We start from the raw sequence: 18070 nt of genomic DNA, 5'->3' as shown, positions 1-18070 counted from the left end.
CAAGGAGAACCAGAAATGCCTACCCCCACCAAGGGTCCGCGGCTCGGTGGCAGCCCGGCTCACGAGCGCCTGATCCTCGCGAACCTGGCGACGGCGCTCTTCGAGCACGGTCGCATCACCACGACCGAGACGAAGGCCAAGCGTCTGCGTCCGACCGCCGAGCGTCTCATCACGCTTGCCAAGCGGGGCGACCTGCACGCCCGCCGTCGGGTCCTGACCGTCGTGCGTGACAAGTCCGTCGTGCACACGCTGTTCACCGAGATCGCCCCGGCCATGGCCGAGCGCAACGGTGGCTACACGCGCATCACGAAGGTCGGCAACCGCAAGGGCGACAACGCCCCCATGGCGGTCATCGAGCTCGTGACCGAGCCGGTCAGCCCCAAGCAGGCAGTCGTCGCGGAGGCCACGAAGACCGCCGAGAAGTCGGCGAAGGACGAGAAGCCGGCCAAGGACGAGAAGGCTGCCGAGGCGCCGGTCGAGTCGACCGAGACCGAGGCCCCGGCCGAGGAGAAGAAGGAGGACTGAGTCCTCTCTCCGCCTGATCCGCGAGGGCCCCGCACCACCTGAGGTGGTGCGGGGCCCTCGTCGTCCCTACCGTGGTGGCATGCTCCCCGTGGTGCTGCTGCACGGCTCCCGGACCTCGTGCACCATGTGGCGGCGCCAGGCCCGGGCGCTGCGGGCCGCCGGCATCCCGACGGCCGCTCCCGACCAGCCCGGCCACGGTGCCCGGCGCGGCGAGCGGTTCACCCTCGACGAGGCGGTGGAGACGGTGCGTGCCGCGGTGGCGGACGTCGGCGGCCGGGCCCTGGTGGTGGGCCTCTCGCTCGGCGGCTATGTCGCGATCGAGCACCGCGCCCGCTTCCCCGAGCAGTCCGCGGGGCTCGTAGCCGCGTCCTGCAGCACCAGCACGGACGTGCCCCTGCGTGGAGGCTGGCTGCGGCTCGCCCGCTGGATCGAGCGCTGGCCGGACTCCGGAGCGCGCCTCAACGAGGCCTTCGTCCGTGGGCTGCTCGACACGGAGTCCGGTCAGGACCTCGCGGCGGGAGGCTTCGCTCTCGACGTCATGGCGGACGTCCTCAGCGAGGTGGGCCGGATCGACACCCGTGCGGCCCTGCGGGCCACGGACAGCCCGGTGCGGCTCGTGAACGGGCAGTGGGACCACTTCCGCGGTCAGGAGCGCTCGATGCTCGCCGCGGCCCGCGCAGGGGGAGCCGAGGCGCGTCTCGTCGTGGTGCCGCACGCACGTCACCTCGTGAGCCTCGACCAGCCGGTCGCCTTCAGCCGAGCGGTCCTGGAGGCGCACGCCGAGATGGACGCCCAGGAGAGCGCGCGCGACGCCGCCGGGTGGCAGGGCCTCAGTCCACGAGCAGGTCCCACGCCCGCGCGCCGCCCACCAGTGCGGCCGAGTTCGGCACCACCACCACGTCGTCCCCGAGCCGCTCGAGGGCCGACGGCGTGATCCGGCGCGCGTTGCCGCCACCCAGGTAGAGGCGGTCCCACCAGAACACCGGCCGGAGCCCCTCGACGACGGCGACCACGCGGCGCGACCACAGGCCGTCGCCCAGGCGACGTCGCTCGGGCTCGCCGACGTAGGCGTCGTACGTGGTGCCGCGGCGCACCGGTGCCCGCGACCACTCGAGGTGCGGGGCGAGCCGGCCGCCGTCGAACAGCGCCGAGCCCAGACCTGTCCCGAGCGTCAGGACGAGCTCGACGCCGGACGACGCGATCACCCCGGCGCCGTGGACCTCGGCGTCGTTGAGGACCAGGGTGGGCATCGCGAGCCGGTCGCCCAGCGCCGCCCGCACGTCGAAGCTGCGCCAGGCCGCCACGAGCTCGGGGACGACTCGGGAGCGGGGCCCGGAGCGGGTGACGTAGTGCGGCGTGTGCACGACGACGCCGTGCCGCACCATGCCGGGCATCCCGAGCGTCAGCCGATCGGCGGGCGGCAGGTCCGCAGCGATCCCGGCCACGGTGTCGACGAGCAGCGCGGGCGGGAGCGGGTACGGCGTCGGGACACGGACGGGTGCGGCGTGGGCGGTGCCGGCCGAGTCGAGGACGTTCGCCTTGATGCCGCCGCCACCGCAGTCCACCGCGAGGGTCATGAGATCGGCCACCGGTCCATCATCCGGTCAGAATGGTCCGGTGAGCACCTCGACACCCCCTGACGCCGCCGGCCCCCCGACATCGTCGCCGGAGACGGTGCCCGACGGCGGTACCGTCCGGGTGCGGCTCGACCTCGCCTACGCGGGGACGCACTTCGCCGGCTGGGCGACCCAGCCACGGCTGCGCACGGTGCAGGGCGTGCTCGAGGACGCCCTGGCGACGATCCTCCGGGTCGAGCCGCTCGGCCTGCCGCGCCCTCGCCTGACGGTCGCCGGCCGGACCGACGCGGGCGTGCACGCACGAGGTCAGGTGGCGCACGTCGACCTTCCCGTCGCGCGGTGGGAGACGTTGCCCGGCCGGTCAGACCGGTCACCCGGGCGGGCCCTGGTCGACCGGCTGGCGGGCGTGCTGCCGCCCGACGTCGTCGTGCACGGAGCGTCTCCCGCGCCCGCCGGGTTCGACGCGCGCTTCTCCGCGGCCGGGCGGACCTACCGCTACCGCGTCGCCGACGACCACGCCCTGCGCGACCCGTTGGCGCGCGAGTGGGTGCTGTGGCATCGCCGCGAGCTCGACGTCGCGGCCATGCACGCCGCCGTGCAGCCGCTCGTCGGCCTGCACGACTTCGCCGCCTACTGCAAGCCACGGGAGGGCGCGACGACGATCCGTGAGCTGACGCGCTTCGACTGGTCGCGTCCCACGACCGGGGCGGACGCCGGGCTCGTCGTCGCCGTCGTCGAGGCGGACGCCTTCTGCCACTCGATGGTGCGCGCGCTCGTGGGGATGTCCATGGCGGTCGGGGAGGGCCGCCGCCGGCCGGACGACCCGGAGCAGGTGCTGGCCGGGGGGAGCCGGTCGGCGGCCGCGGCGGTCGCACCGGCGCGCGGGCTCACGCTCGAGCGCGTGGACTACCCACCCGACGAGGAGCTCGCCGCGCGCGCCGCGCGCATCCGGGCGCGACGCTCGCCCGACGACCTGAGGTAGCGCTGGGTTCGGCGAGGTAGCGCTGGGGTAGCGCTCCGCGTGCGGTGCGGGACCACACACCCAGGCTCGGCCGTCCTTCCCGTGCTACCTCGCGGCTGGGTGCGCTACCTCGCCCGGTTGCTGCGGCTCACGGCTCCTCGACCCAGTGGACGGCGGCCTCCTCGGCGGTCGCCCCCGCGCCGTCGATCCCGGCGTCCGTCCCGTACACGTCGTTGTCGCGCGTGCCGTCGGCGTTCGGGTCGGCGTGGTCGTCCTCGACGAGGCGGCCCGCGCGGGAGGTGTCCGGCCGGTCCAGGGGGTCTTCCTCCCAGGTCTCGGGTTCTTCCTCGGCGAGGCGCCGGTCGAGCGGTTCGCCGTGCGTCTCCTCCCAGGACGTCTCGCCCCAGTGGTTGCGCCGCGGGCGTTCCGGCGGGGAGTAGCCCTCGTCCAGCGCGTCCTGGGTGCCCCGGTCGAGGAGGGTGTCCTCGGTGGGCAGCTGGTTGCCGTCGCCCTCGGTGACGAGCTCGGGGTCCGCACGGGTTCCTGGAGTGTCTTCCGTCATGCCTCCACGGTGCACCGGCTGCGCCGGGCCCGCGAGGTGACCGAGGTCGCTTTGACCGCTGCGAGAGCGTGCCGCTAGACTGAACAGTCGTTGTGCTATGCCCCGTCGTCCCGCGTCGTCTGCGTTCCCACCGTCAGACCTCGCAAGGCCAGGACGCCACCAGGGCCCCGCGCACGACATCTGACTCATCGGGCGCCGCTTCTCGCCCGACGACACCGACCATGAAAAAGGTTACGAACCGTGCGTACGTACACCCCGAAGCCCGGCGACATCCAGCGCGACTGGCACGTCGTCGACGCGACCGACGTCGTCCTGGGCCGCCTGGCCAGCCAGGTCGCCACGCTCCTGCGCGGGAAGCACAAGCCGACCTTCGCGCCGCACGTCGACGGCGGTGACTTCGTCATCGTCATCAACGCGGACAAGGTCGCCCTCTCCGGCAACAAGCGCGAGGACAAGCTCGCCTACCGCCACTCCGGTTACCCGGGCGGCCTCCGTTCCGTCAAGTATGGCGACCTCCTCGAGAACAACCCCGAGGAGGCCGTGGAGAAGGCCGTGCGCGGCATGCTCCCCAAGAACACGCTCGGGCGCGAGCAGATCAAGAAGCTCAAGGTCTACCGCGGTGCGGAGCACCCGCACGCGGCCCAGACGCCCCAGCCTTTCGAGATCACCCAGCTTTCGCAGCAGGCCTGAGCCGCTGCCCGATGCCGAGCGAAGGAAACACCGTGGCTGACACCACCGTCGACACCGAGCTGGACGAGAACACGCCCAGCAACTACACCACCGAGACCGCGGCCCCTGTGGCCAACGGCGGTCAGTCCGTCACTGCCCCGGGCCAGGCCCTGGGTCGCCGCAAGGAGGCCGTGGCGCGCGTGCGCCTCGTCCCCGGCACCGGCCAGTGGAAGATCAACGGTCGCACCCTCGAGGACTACTTCCCGAACAAGGTGCACCAGCAGCTGGTCAACGACCCGCTGAAGCTCGTCGAGGTCGAGGGGCGTTTCGACGTCATCGCCCGCATCACCGGCGGCGGCCCCTCGGGCCAGGCCGGTGCGCTGCGTCTGGGCATCTCCCGCGCCCTCAACGAGATCGACCGGGACGCGAACCGCGCGGCCCTGAAGAAGGCCGGCTTCCTCACGCGCGACCCCCGCGCCGTGGAGAGCAAGAAGGCCGGTCTCAAGAAGGCCCGCAAGGCTCCGCAGTACTCGAAGCGCTGATCCGTCGCTTCCGCGCACGGCCCCGTCGGTCCTCCGGCGGGGCCGTCCGCATGTCCGGACGCACTACGATCGTCCGAGCGCCCCACCCCCGAGAGGACAAGAACCGATGGCACGACTCTTCGGCACGGACGGCGTCCGTGGCCTGGCCAACCGCGACGTGACGGTCGAGCTCGCGCTCGACCTCGGCAGCGCCGCCGCCCATGTGCTGGGTTCGCGCACGGTGCCAGGGCACCGCCCGAAGGCGGTCGTCGGGCGGGACCCGCGCGCCTCGGGTGAGTTCCTCTCCGCCGCGGTCTCCGCGGGCCTGGCGGCCTCCGGCGTCGACGTCGTGGACCTCGGCGTGGTGCCGACCCCCGCGCTCGCCTACCTCGTGAGCGCGATGCACGCCGACCTCGGTGTCATGGTGTCCGCCTCGCACAACGCCATGCCCGACAACGGCATCAAGTTCTTCGCCCGCGGCGGGCTGAAGCTCGACGACAGCGTCGAGGACGAGATCGAGGCGGCGCTCGGCAACGGCTGGGAGCGGCCGACCGGTGCCGACGTCGGGCGCATGCGGACCGACACGGGCATCGCGGCCGAGCAGTACGTCGAGCACCTGACAGCCAGCATCGGCACGACGCCCGACCTCCGTCCGCTCGACGGCCTGCGGATCGCGGTGGACGCGGCCAACGGCGCGGCCAGCCACGTCGGGCCCGACGCGCTGCGGGCGGCGGGTGCCGACGTCGTCGTCATCAACGCCAGCCCCGACGGGCGCAACATCAACGAGAAGGCCGGTTCCACCCACCCCGAGCAGCTGCAGGCCGTCGTGGTGGCCGCCGAGGCCGACTTCGGGGTGGCGTTCGACGGCGACGCCGACCGGTGCCTCGCCGTCGACCACGGGGGCGTCCTGGTGGACGGTGACCAGATCCTCGGCATCCTCGCCAAGTCGCTGAAGGACGAGGGGCGGCTCGCGGGGGAGACGCTCGTGGTCACCGTCATGAGCAACCTGGGACTCCTCCTGGCCATGAAGGACGCCGGCATCACGACCGTCCAGACGGGCGTCGGCGACCGGTACGTGCTCGAGGAGATGCGGGCGCACGGCTACGGGCTGGGCGGTGAGCAGTCCGGACACATCATCCTCGCCGAGCACGCCACGACGGGCGACGGCGTGCTCACCGCCCTGCACCTCGCCGCGCGGGTCAAGGCCACCGGCAAGCGGCTCGCCGACCTCGCCACGGAGATTCCCCGGCTGCCGCAGACCCTCGTCAACGTCAAGGGCGTCGACAAGGCGCGCACGGACACGGACGAGGACCTGCGCGCGGCGGTCGAGAGCGCCGAGTCCCTGCTGGGCGAGACCGGGCGCGTGCTGCTGCGCCCGTCCGGCACGGAGCCTGTCGTGCGGGTCATGGTCGAGGCCGCGACCCAGACGCAGGCCGACGGTGTCGCGGAGTCGCTCGCCGGTGTCGTGCGGGAGCGGCTCGGCCTGTGAGCACGTGGTCCGGCGGGCCCGCGCGGGCCCTGGCGGACGCCGTGGGCGAGCTCCTCGACGTGGCCTTCGACCGCCGGGACGCTCCCGGCGTCCTCCCGGTCGTGCAGGCCGGCGACCCCGTGCTGCGCACCCCCGCCACGCCGTACGTCGGGCAGCTCGGCGACGAGCTCCCGCGGCTGCTGGAGGCGATGCACCGGACCATGCGGGCGGCGCCCGGCGTGGGTCTCGCCGCCCCGCAGGTCGGCATCGGGCTCGCCCTCGCCGTCTGCGAGGACGCCGGCCTGCCCGGTGACGAGCGAGAGCGCCTGCCGATGCCGTACCGCGTGCTGGTGAACCCCTGCTACGTCGCGGTGGAGGACGACGGCGGGGCCGGGGACGACAGCGCCTCCGCGTCGGCGCCCTCACGGGTCGCGTTCTTCGAGGGATGCCTGTCCGTGGCCGGCTGGCAGGCCGTCGTCGCGCGTCCCCGTCGCATCCGGCTCACCGGCCAGGACGAGACCGGCGCGCCGTTGGACGAGGTGCTGACAGGGTGGCCGGCGCGGATCGTGCAGCACGAGACGGACCACCTGCGCGGTGAGCTCTACCTCGACCGTGCCGAGACCCGTTCGCTGACCTCGAACGAGAACCTCGCCCGGTACTGGGGACGGTCGCCCGACCCGGCGCCGGCCGCGGAGCTGCTCGGCTTCCCGCTGCCCTGACCGCTCCGGGGTGCGCTGAACAGATGCTGTGAAGCGGGCGTGAACGTTCGACGCTCAGGGGCGGCCGGGGGATCTCCCTGATGTCCCGGGCTCCCACGCAGCCCTACCCTGGTACCCGTGGCACCGGACGGTGCCGACGCCGCCGCCGGCTCGTGTCGGCCGACGAACGAGGGACCGCGTGCCGGGAATCACCGCGATGCTGGACCAGGTGGAGGCCTGGATCCTCGAGATCGCCGCGTCCTTGTGGATCTATCCCGCGATGTTCGCCTCGGCGTTCATCGACGGGTTCTTCCCACCGGTCCCCAGCGAGTCCGTGCTCGTGACGCTCGTCATCTCGGCCCAGGCGACCGGGATGCCCTGGCTGTGGCTCATCATCCCCATCGCGGCGGTGGGTGCGTGGCTCGGCGACCAGACCGCCTACCTCCTGGGGCGCCGGTTCGGCACCGAGCGGCTGCTGTCGATGCGGAGCACACGAGGCCGCAAGACGGTGTCGTGGGCGCGCCGAGCGCTGGCCCGTCGCGGCGCCGTGTTCATCATCGCGGCGCGGTACATCCCCGTCGGCCGCGTGGCCGTGAACATGACCGCCGGGGCGCTCGGGTACCCGCAGCGGCGGTTCATGGCGTTCTCCGGCGTCGCCGCGGTGCTGTGGGCCGGCTACTCGACGCTCATCGGGATCGCCGCCGCCGAGGTGCTGGGGCACGACCCCCTGCTCGCGATGGTCGTGGGCGTCGTGGGCGGTGGCCTGCTCGGGCTCGTGGTCGACCGTGTCGTCCAGGCGTTCACCCCGCGCGAGGAGGTCCTGGAGGAGATGCGCCACCAGGTGCCGGTGGGTGCCCCGGCACGCGACGGCGACCGCGACGACGAACCCGCTGACGGACCTGCCGACCAGGGCGGCCACCGGCCGTCAGAGCTTGCGTAGCCGCACGCGCTGCACGGAGTGGTCCGAGCCCTTCGTCAGCACGAGTGTGGCGCGCCCGCGCGTGGGCAGGACGTTCTGCTCGAGGTTGGGCGCGTTGATCGACTCCCAGATGCTCAGCGCCCGCTGCGTGGCCTCGGCGTCGGACAGGTCGGCGTAGCGGCGGAAGTAGGACTCCGGCCGGCTGAACGCCGTCCGGCGCAGCTTGAGGAACCGGTCCACGTACCACTGGCGGATGTTGCGGGTCCGGGCGTCGACGTAGATCGAGAAGTCGAAGAAGTCGCTCACCGCCACCGTGGGGTCGGTGGCCGAGGTGGGGCGGGCGGGCTGGAGCACGTTGAGACCCTCGACGATAAGGACGTCCGGGCGGTGCACCACCGCCTCCTGGTCGGGCACGATGTCGTAGGACACGTGCGAGTACACGGGGGCGTAGACCTCGGGGTGGCCGGCCTTCACACGGGACAGGAATCGGACGAGCGCCCGGCGGTCGTACGACTCGGGGAACCCCTTGCGCTCGAGCAGGCCCCGGCGCTCCAGCTCGGCGTTGGGGTACAGGAACCCGTCGGTGGTGATGAGCTCGACGTGCGGTGTCTCAGGCCAGCGCGCCATCATCTCGCGCAGCACGCGCGCCGTCGTCGACTTGCCGACCGCGACCGACCCGGCGACGCCGATGACGTAGGGGGTGCGCGGCGGCTCCTCGCCCAGGAATGTCGACGTCGCCTGGTGCAGCCCGGCCGTGGCCGTGACGTAGAGGTTGAGGAGCCGGGACAGCGGTCGGTAGACGGCGTCGACCTCCGCCAGGTCGATCGGGTCGCCGAGGCCGCGCAGCCGCGTGACGTCGTCGTCGGTGAGCGGCAGGGGGGTCTGCTCGGACAGGGCGCTCCAGGCGGCTCGGTCGAAGTCGACGTAGGGGGAGGCCGGCGCGAGCCGCGGCAGGTGCTCCGACAGCGGAGGGAGCGACGTCGGTCCACCGTTGCCGGCAGCGGGCGTCGCGGACGAGGAGGTCACTGGTCGATTCTGCCCGAGGTCCCCACCGGCGACGCAAACCGCGGCCCCGGGAGACCGGCAGGTCGTCCACCGGGTCGCCCCGGCACCGGGCGGCACCGGGCGGCACCGGGCGGCACCGGGCGGCACCGGGCGGCACCGGGCGCCGCAGCGGCCGGACGGCGTGGGTAGAATCCCGCGCATGTGCGGCATCGTCGGTTACACCGGATCAGGCTCCCGCTCGGCCAGCGCCTCGGGCAGCGGTGCGGGCAGCACCGCGGCGCGGGATGCGCAGGACGGCGACGCGGCCGGGCTCACCGTGTCGACGCGACCGCTGGAGATGGTGCTCGAGGGGCTGAAGCGGCTCGAGTACCGCGGCTACGACTCCGCCGGTGTCGCCCTCGTCGGGCCGGGCAGCGAGCACGTCGCCGCCGCGAAGAAGGCGGGCAAGCTGGTCAACCTGCAGACGGAGCTCGCGGAGCGCCCCCTGCCGGAGGCCACCGCCGCCGTCGGGCACACCCGGTGGGCGACCCACGGCGGTCCCACCGACGGCAACGCCCACCCGCACCTCGCCGACGACGATCGCCTCGCCGTGATCCACAACGGCATCATTGAAAATTTTGCCGAACTTCGCCAACTACTCGCCGCCGACGGCGCCACCTTCCGTTCCGAGACGGACACCGAGGTCGCCGCGCAGCTGCTGGCCCGCGAGTACCGGGCCGCTGGCGACCTGACGGCCGCGATGGCGGCCACCGCCCGTCGCCTGCGCGGGACGTTCACGCTCCTGGCGGTGCACGCGGACGCGCCGGGGACGGTGGTCGGGGCGCGGCACGACTCCCCGCTGGTCGTGGGTCTCGGCGAGGGCGAGAACTTCCTGGGGTCCGACGTCGCGGCGTTCGTCGCGCAGACCAAGGAGGCGATGGAGCTCGGGCAGGACCAGGTCGTCACGATCACGCCGACGTCGGTGACGGTGGTCGACTTCGACGGTCTGCCCGCCGAGGGCAAGCGGTTCACGGTCGACTGGGACGCCGCCGCCGCGGAGAAGGGCGGCTTCGACTCGTTCATGGACAAGGAGATCCACGACCAGCCGCACGCGGTGGCCGACACGCTGCTGGGGCGCACGGACTCCTCGGGACGCATCGTCCTGGACGACCTGCGCATCGACGAGTCGGTGCTGCGCGCCGTCGACAAGATCATCGTCGTCGCCTGCGGCACAGCCGCGTACGCCGGGCACGTCGCGAAGTACGCCATCGAGCACTGGTGCCGCATCCCGGTGGAGGTCGAGCTCGCGCACGAGTTCCGCTACCGCGACCCGATCGTCGACGCCCAGACCCTGGTCGTGGCGATCTCGCAGTCCGGCGAGACCATGGACACGCTGATGGCGGTGCGGCACGCGCGCGAGCAGGGGGCCAAGGTGGTCGCCGTGGTGAACACCAACGGGTCCACGATCCCGCGCGAGTCGGACGCCGTGCTCTACACGCACGCCGGCCCCGAGATCGCCGTCGCCTCGACCAAGGCCTTCCTGGCGCAGATCACCGCCGCCTACGTCCTCGGGCTCTACCTCGCCCAGCTGCGCGGCAACAAGTTCCCCGACGAGATCGCGGCCACGTTCGACGAGCTGCGGGACATGTCCCGCAAGGTCCAGACCGTCATCGAGCGCGGCGAGTACGTCCGGGCGACGGCACGGTCGATGGCGGGCGCCGACAAGGTCCTGTTCCTCGGCCGGCACGTCGGCTACCCCGTGGCCATGGAAGGAGCGCTCAAGCTCAAGGAGCTCGCGTACATCCACGCCGAGGGCTTCGCGGCCGGTGAGCTGAAGCACGGACCGATCGCGCTGATCGACGAGGGGCAGCCCGTGTTCGTCGTCGTGCCCTCGCCGCACGGCCGCGACCAGCTGCACTCGAAGGTGGTCTCGAACATCCAGGAGATCCGGGCCCGCGGGGCGCGCACGCTCGTCATCGCGGAGGACGGCGACGACGACGTGCGCCCCTTCGCCGACGAGATCTTCTGGATCCCGAAGGCCCCCACCCTGCTCCAGCCGCTGCTCGCGGTGGTTCCCCTGCAGATCTTCGCGATGGCGCTCGCCACGGCGAAGGGCCTCGACGTCGACCAGCCGCGCAACCTCGCCAAGTCCGTCACCGTCGAGTGAACGGGTCGACGGAGGAGCCGGCGATGAGCGATCCGCGCACCGGCACCACCCTGGCCGCGCTCGCCGACGAGGTGGAGATCATCTCGCGCGTCTACGAGCGCCGGTTCGGGGTGCCACGGTCGGACGACTGGCTGGTGCTCAAGCTCCACGAGGAGGTCGGCGAGCTGACGCAGGCGTACCTGGCCCGGTCGGGGCGCTCGCGGGACCGGGGCGAGGGCGCCGGTGCGGTGGACGCCGCGTTCCGGGCCGAGCTGGCGGACGTCCTCGCCCAGCTGCTCCTGGTCGCCCGGCGGTTCGACGTCGACCTGGAGGCTGAGCTCGAGAGCAAGTGGTTCCGGTTCCGCGACCTCGTGGAGCCGCAGGACGAGGCGGGGGTGCGCCGGTGATCATCGGGGTGGGCATCGACGTCGTCGACGTCGCGCGGTTCATGGCCACGCTGGAGCGGACGCCGCGGCTGCGGGAGAAGCTCTTCACCGAGGCGGAGCGGGACCTGCCCGCCTCGTCGCTCGCCGCGCGGTTCGCCGCGAAGGAGGCGATCGCCAAGGCGCTGGGCGCTCCGGGGACCATGCACTGGCACGACGCCACCGTCCACCGGGTGGTCGGCGGGCCGCCCGAGGTGGAGCTGCGGGGCACCGTGCAGGCCCGCGCCGACGAGCTCGGTGTGCGCCACTGGCACCTGTCGATCTCGCACGACGCCGGGATCTCCTCGGCGATGGTCGTCGCCGAGGGATAGCCCCTGGGTGCCGACCCTGCCGTGACGCCCGTCCGCAGAGTCAGACGGGCCATCACGGCAGCGTGGGGACCCGAGGGGTCAGTCCTGGAGCTCCGGGATGACCTGCCGCTGGAAGAGCTCGATCTGGTCCCGGTCCCCGGCCGCGTTCGCGAAGTACGTGATCGCGTAGGTCATGCCCAACGACCGCATCTCCGTGAGCTTCTCGACGATCTGCTCCGGCGTGCCGACCATGAGGCCGTGGCGCCACAACGAGCTCTCACGGTGACCCTGGTCGCCCGGCGCATAGCGAGCGAAGTGGTCGTCGATCCAGGCGAGCTTGTCGTCGATGGCGGCCTGGTTCTCGCCGATCACCACGTTGTAGTTGGCCGAGCGCGTGATCTCGCCGAAGTCGCGGCCCACGTCGGCGCAGTGCTGCTCGAGGATCCGCGACTTGTGGGAGAACTCCTCCGGGGTGCCAGAGAAGTTCGTGTACTGGGCGTGCTGCGCGGCGATACGCAGCGTCTTCTTCTCGCCGCCGCCGGCGATCCACAGCGGGATGCTCGGGACCTCCGAGCCCCCGACGCCCACCGGCAGCTGCTGCAGCGGCTGCGGGTAGCACAGCGCCCCGTCGACCTGGTAGCGATGGCCGTCGAACCGGCCGGACGAGCCGGTGCGCCACATCTGCTCCATGATCTGCACCCCCTCGTCCAGCGCGCGCAGCCGCTCACCGGCGGTGGGGAAGCCGTAGCCGTACGCCCGCCACTCGTGCTCGTACCAGCCGGCACCGATGCCCATCTCGACGCGCCCGCCGGAGATCGCGTCCACCGTGGAGGCGACCTTCGCCAGGTACGTGGGCTCGCGGTAGGCCATGCAGGTGCACATCTGACCCAGGCGCACCCGCTGCGAGGAGGCGGCGAAGGCGGCCATGAGCGACCACGCCTCGTGCGTCGCCTCGGTGCTGGGGGTCGGGACCGTGTGGAAGTGGTCGTAGACCCATACGCTCTCCCACGCCCAGGGACCGCCGGGCACGGCCTCGCCGGCCGCGGCGTTGTCGGCGTAGTGAAGGAGAGACAGCATCGTCTCCCAGTGCTGCTCCGGGGGGATGTCGGTGAGCGACATACGCCAGCCCTGCGGGATGAAGAGTCCGAATCGCATGGTCCTGAGCCTATTCCCCTGCTGCACCGGTGCGCGCGTCGCGGGAGGATGCGGGCATGATCGCCGCCTGGAACACCGCCGACGTCCGTGCCGCCGAGGCCCCCCTGCTGGAGGCCGGAGCCCCGCTGATGGAACGCGCGTCCTTCGCGCTCGCGCTGCATGTGCTCCAGGACGTCCGGGCCCGACGGCGGCACGTGCGGGGCGCGCGCGTCGTGCTGCTGGTGGGCGCGGGGAACAACGGCGGGGACGCGCTGCACGCCGGTGCGGCGCTGGCCCGTCGGGGGCTGCGGGTCGACGCGGTCCGCACCTCGGATCGGGCGCACCCCGGAGGCCTGGCGGCCCTGCGTGCCGCGGGCGGCGTCGTCGTGGACCTGGCGCGAGCCCCCGAACGGCTCGGGGCCGTCGCGGCGGACGTCGCCCGGGCGGACGTCGTCGTGGACGGGCTCGTGGGCATCGGCGCCCGCGGGCCGCTCCGCGGGCTGCCCGCCGACCTCGTCACCGCCCTCTCCGACGCTGCGGCCCCCACCGACGCTGTGGGTATGGAATCTCCCGGTCTGCGTGGTGGTGAAGAGGGATATTCCATACCCACAACAGGTGGCGAGCGGCCGTGGGTCGTCGCGGTCGACCTGCCCTCCGGGATCGGGGCCGACGACGGCACCCTCCCGGGGCCGGTCCTGCCCGCCGACCGCACGGTCACCTTCGGGGCAGTGAAGCCGGGGCTCGTGCTGCCGCCGGCGGCCCGGGTGGTGGGGGAGCTGACCGTGGTCGACATCGGCCTCGACCTGACCGGACCGCCGGCGGTCCACCGGCTGGTTCGGGACGACGTCGCGTCCGCCTGGCCCGTCCCCGGCCAGGCCGACCACAAGTACACGCGCGGCGTCGTCGGCCTGGTCGCCGGCACGGCGGCCTACCCGGGCGCCGCCGTGCTCGCGGCCTCGGCGGCCGTCCGCACGGGCGCCGGGATGGTCCGCTACCGCGGGCCGGACGCCGTGGGGCGGTCCGTGGTGGCGGTGCGGCCCGAGGTGGTCGTCGGGCCGGGCCGGGTGCAGTCGTGGGTCGTGGGACCCGGTGTCCCCAGCGGCCCCGACCAGCCGGACGGTGCCGACGACGGCCAGCACGAGAGAGGTGGCGCGGGTCTGGCCGCCGCCCGCGGCGACCTTGCCGGGATGGGTGACCCGGCACCCGCCGTCGTCGACGCCGGTGGCCTGGCCCTCCTCGGGGACCGGTGCCCCCCGTGGTTCGTCCTGACCCCGCACGCCGGCGAGCTGACCACGCTCCTGCGGTCGCGGGGCGAGGACGTCCGCCGCCGCGACGTCGAGGCCGCCCCGCTGCGCTGGGCGCGCCGGGCGCACGAGCTGACCGGCGCGACCGTGCTGCTCAAGGGTGGCGTGACCGTCGTCGTCGGGCCGTCGGTGGCCTACGCGCAGGCTGACGCACCGGGCTGGCTGGCCACGGCCGGTGCCGGTGACGTGCTGGCCGGCCTGCTGGGGGCGATGCTCGCGGCGCGCTCCACGGACGTGGTGGAACGGCCGGCGCTCGCGGCGGAGGTCGCCGCCGCCGCCGCCCTAGTGCACGGCACGGCCGCCCACCGCGCGAACCCCGGAGGCCCGGTCTCGGCGCTCGACGTGGCCGAGGCGATACCGGCCACCGTGGCGGAGCTCGTCGCACGATGACGGCTTTCGCGCGCTTCGATCCGCACCCGCACGGGACGCCGGCCCCGGTCGCCGGCGGGGCGGGGCTGCTCCTGGCGGCCGACATCAGCGGGTCGTGAACGCGCCGCCGTCCACGTGCAGGGTCTGGCCGGTGAGGTGCCGGGCTCCGGGGGAGGCGAGGAACGCGACCAGGGCGGCGACGTCGTCAGGAGTGCCGGCGCGCTTGTCGTGGGTGGCGGCGACGAGGCGCTCGTAGCGCTGGTCGGTGAGCCGGCCCTTGAAGTAGTCGGTGCCCTCGACGTAGCCCGGTGCGACGCAGTTGGCGGTGATGCCGCGCGGTCCGACCTGCGCAGAGAGTCCGGCGGTCCACGCCTGGACCGCGGCCTTCGCGACGCCGTACGAGCCGCCGGCGTACTCGGCGCCGATCGACCCTACGGTGACGATCGTGCCGCCCGGACCCATGGTGCGCAGGGCGGCCGTGACGGTCAGGACGGTGCTCACGAGGTTGGCGTCGAGGTTGGCGCGCCAGGCAGCGGCCAGGTCGGCCAGCGTCGGGTCGGTGGCGGCGCCGTCGGCCGGGCGGTCGAAGTCCCGGTTGCCGCCGGCCATGGCGACGACGACGTCGAGCGGCGCGTCGAGCTCGTCGACGAGGGCCTCGACGGCGGCCGGCTCGGACGCGTCGCACACGACCGGCCGGGCGCCGGTCTCCGCGGCGGCCGCGTCGAGCGGTCCGGGCCGGCGCCCGGTGATGACGACGTCGTCGCCGGCGGCGGTGAAGGTGCGGGCGATCGCACGGCCGATGCCGCCCGAGCCCCCGGTGATCAGAATCTGACGGCCCACGTGGTCCTCCGTTCGGATATGTTTAGATCTAAACATAAAGGAGGACGGGATGCCTGACTACCCCTTCGACGCGACGGCAGCCCTGCCGGCGGGCGAGATCGCCGCGGCGTGGGACCGTGAGCTGCCCGGTGTGCCGACGTCGTCGATCGAGGTGATCACGCCGCTGTGGCGCGTCGCCAAGCGTCTGGCCGACGAACGCCGTCGGACGCTGGCCCGGCTCGGCGTCGACGGCGCGACGCTCGACCTGCTCAGCACGCTGCGCCGATCCGGCGAGCCCTGGACCCTCACCACCCGCGAGCTCACGGCCCAGACTCTCGTCACCGCCGGGGCGGTCTCGCAGCGGGTCGCGCGCGCCGAGCGCGACGGGCTGGTCACCCGGGCGCCCTCGACGGCCGGACGGCGAGCCGTCGCGGTCACGCTCACGGCCGCGGGGCAGGGGGTCGTCGAGCGCGTGGTGCGCGAGCTGCTCGAGCACGAGGAGCGGCTCCTCGGCGCGCTCGACGCGGACGAGCGGGCCGCGCTCGGACGCCTCCTCGGGACGCTGCTGGCCTCGCTGCCGCTGGTCGAGGACTCCAGGTGAGGTACTGCCTTCCTCGGCCGGGCCGGCGCTGGCCCGGGTACTACCTCGGCAGGTGGGTCTCGATCGCCTCGATGATCTCGGGGTCGTCCGGCACCGTCTTGGGGGAGTAGCGGCGCACCTCGCCGCCGGGCAGCACGAGGAACTTCTCGAAGTTCCAGCGGATCCGGCCGTCGTGCCCGCCGGCGTCGGGGACCCTGGTGAGCTCCTGGTAGAGCGGGTGGGCGTTCTTCCCGTTGACCTTGACCTTCGACACCACGGGGAACGTGACCCCGTAGGTGGTGGAGCAGAACTCCGCGATCTTCTCGTCGCTCGACAGCTCCTGGAGGAACTGGTTGCTCGGGAATCCGACCACCGTGAAGCCCCGGTCGGCGTACTTGCGCTGCAGGGCCTCCAACGTGTCGTACTGCGGCGTCAGCCCGCAGCGGGAGGCGACGTTGACGATCAGCACCACGTCGTCGCGGTGCTCGGCGAGGGTCGCGGACGTGCCGTCCATGCGGTCGAAGGGGATGTCGTAGAGACTCATGCGTCCATCTTCGCCCGCCGGCGGCGGTGCCACCAGGTTCCGAGCCCCGCGACGACGACCAGCGTGACCAGCAGCCCGACCCATCCGAAGCCCTGCGCGGCCTCGGCGAGCCACCGCTGGACGGACGCCGCGGCGCCGACCACCGGGTCCGCCGTGACGTCGCCGGACAGCACTCGCAGCTCCCAGAACCCGTACCAGGCGACGTATGCGCCGGCGAGCAGCAGGATCGCCCCGCCGACGCGGGCGAGGACCGGCCCGGCGCTCCGCGCCCGGCCCACGACGCCGGCTCCGGCGGTCGCCACGACGACGGCGGCCGTCCCGACGAGCAGTGCCATCCCGGCCGCGTAGGTGGCGAACAGGGCCACACCCTGCCCGACCGACCCGGCACGGAACGCCGTCACCACGACGGCGAGGAACGGGGCGATCGTGCACGTCAGCGACGCCAGGGCGTACGAGGCGCCGAACCCGACCACCGACCACCAACGGTCCGTCAGCGGCTTGCCACTGCCCGTGCGCAGCAGCCGCAGACCGGGCAGCTCGCGGCCGGCCAGCACCCAGACACCTGCGGCGGCCAGCACGACGCCGAGCACCAGCGTGAACGCCGGCAACCAGCGCTGGACGGAGCTCGCCACCGGCGCGACGACGAGGCCGAACACCCCGAAGACCGCCACGAACCCGAGCGTGAGGGCCGCCGTGGAGCGCAGCGCCCGCCCGACGGCGGAGGCACGACCGTCCTCGGGGCGGACCAGGGTGGCAAGGTAGGCGGGCAGCAGCGCGAAGCCGCAGGGATTGACGGCCGCCACGAGGCCCGCGCCCAGGGCCAGCGCGAAGGCGCCGTCGTCGAGCACCGGCTCAGCCCGCGAGGTCGGCGACGGCGGCCTCGAGCTCGGACTCGGGCACGGAGCCCTCGAGCACCACCTCGCCGGCGGCGTCCAGCACCACGAACGTGGACTGCTGCGTGATGCCGAAGTGCTGCCACACCTCACCCGCGTCGTCGACGACGTGCGTGATCCCGGAGATGTTCTGCTCGGCCATGTCGCTGATGGCAGCGGCGTCGTCGAGCCCTCCGATCCCGACGACGGCGACGTCGTCGCCGTAGGTCTCGGCCAGGTCGGTGACGGCCGGGATCTGCATGATGCAGGTGGGGCACCACGGCGCCCAGAACCACAGGACGGCCGGGCTGCCCTCCAGCGACGCGCCGTCGAACGGCTCGCCGTCCAGCGTCGTGCCGGAGAAGTCGTAGACGGCGGGGCTCATGGTCTCGGCCGCCATGTCCTCGCCCGCCTCGTCGTCCATGGGCTCGTCGTCCATGGGTTCGGCCATGTCCTCCTCGCTCATGTCGGTCTCGGCCGTGTCGTCGGCCGGCATGTCGGAGGCCATGTCCTCGCTCGCGCCGGAGGCGGGCTCGGCGGTCTCCGGGTCGGCGGCACAACCCGCGACGGTGAGGGTGGCGGCCGCGGCCAGGGCCACGGCGGTGCGGTGCAGTCGGCGGTTCATGCTCCCAGTCTTGCCCGCGGGTCGCGGCAGGCCCACCCCTGGGTGCCTTACGAGGTCATG

21 protein-coding genes are annotated in these 18070 nt (G+C 73.3%); 13 read left to right on the top strand and 8 right to left on the bottom strand.

All coding sequences use genetic code 11. The features are described from left to right. The first annotated feature begins 15 nt into the window (after nucleotides 1–15). Together rplQ and AC3RJ8_RS13505 are read left to right on the top strand one after the other, a co-directional pair. Nucleotides 16–525: a 50S ribosomal protein L17 gene (gene rplQ, locus AC3RJ8_RS13510; RefSeq protein ID WP_489713118.1), complete on the top strand. Its 510-nt coding sequence runs from the start codon at nucleotides 16–18 to the stop codon at nucleotides 523–525. Between the two features lie 79 nt (nucleotides 526–604). Continuing rightward, complete coding sequence (locus AC3RJ8_RS13505; RefSeq protein ID WP_489713117.1) at nucleotides 605–1459, top strand: alpha/beta fold hydrolase; 855 nt, start codon at nucleotides 605–607, stop codon at nucleotides 1457–1459. Here AC3RJ8_RS13505 and AC3RJ8_RS13500 read toward each other — a convergent pair. Next, nucleotides 1356–2102 carry an ROK family protein gene (locus AC3RJ8_RS13500; protein ID WP_489715641.1) on the bottom strand — a complete coding sequence of 249 codons (747 nt, stop codon included), beginning with the start codon at nucleotides 2100–2102 and terminating at the stop codon, nucleotides 1356–1358. The genes AC3RJ8_RS13505 and AC3RJ8_RS13500 overlap by 104 nt on opposite strands. 97 nt (nucleotides 2103–2199) lie before the next feature. Between AC3RJ8_RS13500 and truA the strand changes: the two genes are divergently transcribed. Continuing rightward, a complete protein-coding gene (gene truA, locus AC3RJ8_RS13495) occupies nucleotides 2200–3084 on the top strand; it encodes a tRNA pseudouridine(38-40) synthase TruA (RefSeq protein WP_489715640.1) in 885 nt (294 codons plus the stop codon). Between the two features lie 127 nt (nucleotides 3085–3211). Here the strand turns inward: truA and AC3RJ8_RS13490 are convergent, their stop codons facing one another. Beyond that, nucleotides 3212–3625: a DUF5709 domain-containing protein gene (locus tag AC3RJ8_RS13490; protein WP_489713116.1), complete on the bottom strand. Its 414-nt coding sequence runs from the start codon at nucleotides 3623–3625 to the stop codon at nucleotides 3212–3214. A 240-nt stretch (nucleotides 3626–3865) separates the two neighbouring features. Here AC3RJ8_RS13490 and rplM point away from each other — a divergent pair, with 240 nt between their 5' ends. From rplM to AC3RJ8_RS13465, 5 genes are all read left to right on the top strand, one after another. After that, nucleotides 3866–4315, top strand: a complete 450-nt coding sequence (rplM, locus tag AC3RJ8_RS13485; RefSeq protein ID WP_407318952.1) for a 50S ribosomal protein L13 — start codon at nucleotides 3866–3868, stop codon at nucleotides 4313–4315. A 32-nt stretch (nucleotides 4316–4347) separates the two neighbouring features. After that, the gene (gene rpsI, locus AC3RJ8_RS13480; RefSeq protein WP_489713115.1) at nucleotides 4348–4836 is read left to right on the top strand and encodes a 30S ribosomal protein S9; all 489 of its coding nucleotides are present in this window, start codon (nucleotides 4348–4350) and stop codon (nucleotides 4834–4836) included. Between the two features lie 106 nt (nucleotides 4837–4942). Next, nucleotides 4943–6304 (top strand): phosphoglucosamine mutase, encoded by a 1362-nt coding sequence (gene glmM, locus AC3RJ8_RS13475; protein ID WP_489713114.1) that lies wholly within the window; start codon nucleotides 4943–4945, stop codon nucleotides 6302–6304. Further along, nucleotides 6301–7002, top strand: coding sequence for a peptide deformylase (locus tag AC3RJ8_RS13470; RefSeq protein WP_489713113.1), 702 nt, complete (start codon nucleotides 6301–6303; stop codon nucleotides 7000–7002). The genes glmM and AC3RJ8_RS13470 overlap by 4 nt, the downstream gene beginning before the upstream one ends. 178 nt (nucleotides 7003–7180) lie before the next feature. Further along, complete coding sequence (locus tag AC3RJ8_RS13465) at nucleotides 7181–7921, top strand: DedA family protein (RefSeq protein WP_489713112.1); 741 nt, start codon at nucleotides 7181–7183, stop codon at nucleotides 7919–7921. Here AC3RJ8_RS13465 and coaA read toward each other — a convergent pair. Beyond that, complete coding sequence (gene coaA / locus AC3RJ8_RS13460) at nucleotides 7907–8866, bottom strand: type I pantothenate kinase (protein WP_489715639.1); 960 nt, start codon at nucleotides 8864–8866, stop codon at nucleotides 7907–7909. The genes AC3RJ8_RS13465 and coaA overlap by 15 nt on opposite strands. A gap of 238 nt (nucleotides 8867–9104) precedes the next feature. Between coaA and glmS the strand changes: the two genes are divergently transcribed. Genes glmS through AC3RJ8_RS13445 form a run of 3 tightly spaced genes read left to right on the top strand, consistent with a single transcriptional unit; the run spans nucleotide 9105 to nucleotide 11784 of the window. After that, nucleotides 9105–11051, top strand: a complete 1947-nt coding sequence (gene glmS / locus AC3RJ8_RS13455; protein ID WP_489713111.1) for a glutamine--fructose-6-phosphate transaminase (isomerizing) — start codon at nucleotides 9105–9107, stop codon at nucleotides 11049–11051. Nucleotides 11052–11074: 23 nt separating this feature from the next. Then, nucleotides 11075–11437: a pyrophosphatase gene (locus AC3RJ8_RS13450; RefSeq protein WP_489713110.1), complete on the top strand. Its 363-nt coding sequence runs from the start codon at nucleotides 11075–11077 to the stop codon at nucleotides 11435–11437. Then, nucleotides 11434–11784, top strand: coding sequence for a holo-ACP synthase (locus AC3RJ8_RS13445; protein WP_489713109.1), 351 nt, complete (start codon nucleotides 11434–11436; stop codon nucleotides 11782–11784). Before AC3RJ8_RS13450 ends, AC3RJ8_RS13445 begins: the two co-directional genes overlap by 4 nt. Before the next feature lie 78 nt (nucleotides 11785–11862). Here the strand turns inward: AC3RJ8_RS13445 and AC3RJ8_RS13440 are convergent, their stop codons facing one another. Next, complete coding sequence (locus AC3RJ8_RS13440) at nucleotides 11863–12918, bottom strand: TIGR03560 family F420-dependent LLM class oxidoreductase (RefSeq protein ID WP_489713108.1); 1056 nt, start codon at nucleotides 12916–12918, stop codon at nucleotides 11863–11865. Nucleotides 12919–12974: 56 nt separating this feature from the next. On the opposite strand from AC3RJ8_RS13440, the gene AC3RJ8_RS13435 reads away from it, so the two are divergent. Further along, on the top strand, nucleotides 12975–14591 hold the full coding sequence (locus tag AC3RJ8_RS13435) for a bifunctional ADP-dependent NAD(P)H-hydrate dehydratase/NAD(P)H-hydrate epimerase (RefSeq protein WP_489713107.1): 1617 nt from the start codon (nucleotides 12975–12977) through the stop codon (nucleotides 14589–14591). Nucleotides 14592–14675: 84 nt separating this feature from the next. Here the strand turns inward: AC3RJ8_RS13435 and AC3RJ8_RS13430 are convergent, their stop codons facing one another. Then, complete coding sequence (locus AC3RJ8_RS13430) at nucleotides 14676–15410, bottom strand: SDR family NAD(P)-dependent oxidoreductase (RefSeq protein WP_489713106.1); 735 nt, start codon at nucleotides 15408–15410, stop codon at nucleotides 14676–14678. A gap of 49 nt (nucleotides 15411–15459) precedes the next feature. Between AC3RJ8_RS13430 and AC3RJ8_RS13425 the strand changes: the two genes are divergently transcribed. Then, nucleotides 15460–15990, top strand: coding sequence for a MarR family winged helix-turn-helix transcriptional regulator (locus tag AC3RJ8_RS13425; RefSeq protein ID WP_489713105.1), 531 nt, complete (start codon nucleotides 15460–15462; stop codon nucleotides 15988–15990). A 40-nt stretch (nucleotides 15991–16030) separates the two neighbouring features. On the opposite strand, the gene AC3RJ8_RS13420 is transcribed toward AC3RJ8_RS13425, so the two are convergent. Genes AC3RJ8_RS13420 through AC3RJ8_RS13410 form a run of 3 tightly spaced genes read right to left on the bottom strand, consistent with a single transcriptional unit; the run spans nucleotide 16031 to nucleotide 18010 of the window. Further along, a complete protein-coding gene (locus AC3RJ8_RS13420; protein ID WP_489713104.1) occupies nucleotides 16031–16513 on the bottom strand; it encodes a glutathione peroxidase in 483 nt (160 codons plus the stop codon). Beyond that, nucleotides 16510–17361: a cytochrome c biogenesis CcdA family protein gene (locus AC3RJ8_RS13415; RefSeq protein ID WP_489713103.1), complete on the bottom strand. Its 852-nt coding sequence runs from the start codon at nucleotides 17359–17361 to the stop codon at nucleotides 16510–16512. The genes AC3RJ8_RS13420 and AC3RJ8_RS13415 overlap by 4 nt, the downstream gene beginning before the upstream one ends. A gap of 4 nt (nucleotides 17362–17365) precedes the next feature. Then, nucleotides 17366–18010 (bottom strand): TlpA family protein disulfide reductase, encoded by a 645-nt coding sequence (locus AC3RJ8_RS13410; RefSeq protein ID WP_489713102.1) that lies wholly within the window; start codon nucleotides 18008–18010, stop codon nucleotides 17366–17368. Nucleotides 18011–18070 lie beyond the last annotated feature (60 nt).

The organism is Isoptericola sp. MSGPD8_1_ISO-PGPR-S23-394 (assembly GCF_058072785.1).
This window is presented reverse-complemented; position numbering and strand designations above follow the sequence as displayed.